Below are 583 nucleotides of genomic sequence, written 5' to 3' on the forward strand. Positions count from 1 at the left end.
TTCCAGCAGCTCGCTCCACTTATCCTCCTGCGTCCCCACTTCTCTCAAACGAGCGACGGTAGTACAGGAATTTCAACCTGTTGTCCATCGCCTACGCCTTTCGGCCTCGGCTTAGGTCCCGACTTACCCTGGGCGGACGAACCTTCCCCAGGAAACCTTAGGTTTTCGACGGTAAAGATTCTCACTTTACTTTCGCTACTTATTCCGGCATTCTCACTACTGCTTCGTCCACACGTCCTTACGATCGTATTTCTCCCTACTGCAGTAAGCTCCCCTACCACGGCTTGCATCCGTAGCTTCGGTACACAGTTTTAGCCCCGGTAATTTTCGGCGCGGGCTCACTCGACTAGTGAGCTATTACGCACTCTTTAAATGAGTGGCTGCTTCTAAGCCAACATCCTAGTTGTCTTAGCAAACCCACATCCTTTTCCACTTAACTGTGATTTTGGGACCTTAGCTGACGGTCTGGGCTGTTTCCCTTTTGACTACGAAACTTATCTCACGCAGTCTGACTCCCAAAGAACATCTATACGGCATTCAGAGTTTGATAGGGTTCGGTAACCCGGTAAGGCCCCTAGCCCAT

General features: G+C 50.6%; 1 rRNA gene. It reads right to left on the minus strand.

Annotated elements, in window-relative coordinates:
* Positions 1–583: ribosomal RNA gene (locus N2041_RS14670) — 23S ribosomal RNA — on the minus strand; the annotation flags it as partial.

Origin of the sequence: Tepidiforma sp. (genome assembly GCF_026419595.1) — a bacterium.
Taxonomy (GTDB): domain Bacteria; phylum Chloroflexota; class Dehalococcoidia; order Tepidiformales; family Tepidiformaceae; genus Tepidiforma.